General features: G+C 74.0%; 2 pseudogenes. One reads left to right on the top strand and one right to left on the bottom strand.

Annotated elements, in window-relative coordinates:
* A pseudogene (locus ACJA3G_RS37425) lies at nucleotides 1-243 on the top strand (beta-galactosidase); the annotation flags it as partial.
* A gap of 104 nt (nucleotides 244-347) precedes the next feature.
* Here ACJA3G_RS37425 and ACJA3G_RS37420 read toward each other — a convergent pair.
* A pseudogene (locus ACJA3G_RS37420) lies at nucleotides 348-1055 on the bottom strand (hypothetical protein); the annotation flags it as partial.
* Nucleotides 1056-1107 lie beyond the last annotated feature (52 nt).

The raw sequence follows: 1107 nt of genomic DNA, 5'->3' as shown, positions 1-1107 counted from the left end.
GGGCGGGGGCTGTTCCGGGGCACGTTCGACGCCCCGGACGCGGGCGACGCGCGTCTGGAACCGCGCGGTCTGGTCCGGGGGTTCGTCTGGGTCAACGGCTTCTGCCTCGGGCGGTACTGGAACACCGGTCCGCAGCGGTCCCTCCACGTCCCCGGGGCGGTGCTGCGGGAGCGGGCCAACGAGGTGTGGGTGTGGGAGGCCGAGGCGGAGGACACGACGGGCGCGGAAGTGACGTTCCACTAGCCCCGGAACCGCCGGGGAACCGTCCGGGCCGCGCCTCTCCTCCACCCGGTCCGGCCGCTGCCCCGCCTCCCTCCGGGGGGCGGGGCAGCTCCCTGTTCCCCCGGCTACGCCTCGCGCACCTCGAACGCGTCCAGCGTGAACTCCGCCGTCCCGTCGTCCCCGGTCTTGCGCAGCCCGACCCATGCCTCGCCGCTCGCGGGGGCCGTGAACTCGTAGGTGAACACGGTCGGTCCGGTCGCCGCCCCGAACACCTCCCGGCTCAGCTCGCGGGTGCCGGAGCCCTCGTCGACGGCCGTGACCCACGCGTACTGTCCGGCCTTCTCACAGGCGTACCGGAAGGTCACGCGGTAGCGCCTGCCGGGCAGGAAGCGGACGGTGAAGGGCACGGTCCGGTAGACCAGACCCTCGTTCTCGCCGCGCGACTTGAGCGACTGGCCGCCGTCGATCACATCGTCGATCGCCTTCCCGTTCCAGCCCCGCTGGGTGTACGGGGCGTGCCGCTGCGCGATGTGGGTGCGGGGGTCGGTGGCGCCGCCCGCGTCGCCCTTGACGAAGACGCCCCAGCCCTGCGGCACGTTCTCGAAGTCCTCGTACACCAGCGCGCCCTCCTTCGCGGTGGGCCGGGCGGGCACGATCCGGACGTTGTCGAACCGCACCCGGGCCTCCCCCGCCTCGGCGCACAGGCGCAGCTCGACCGGGCCACCGCCGTCGGGGACCGTGAAGGGGGTGAACATCCGCTGGAAGCGGGTGCCGTGCTTGCGGTCGGCGGCGACGAAGTTGGCGGCCGTGGAGGTCGCCGTCCAGGTGCGGGCGGCCCGCCTCAAGCCCGGCACCTACGCGGCCTCCGTACAGGTCGAGGTGGGC

It is taken from the genome of Streptomyces sp. YS-3 (genome assembly GCF_045257485.1).
GTDB lineage: Bacteria > Actinomycetota > Actinomycetes > Streptomycetales > Streptomycetaceae > Streptomyces.
Note: the sequence above shows the minus strand (reverse complement) of the source record. Positions and strands in the feature narration are given on the sequence as shown.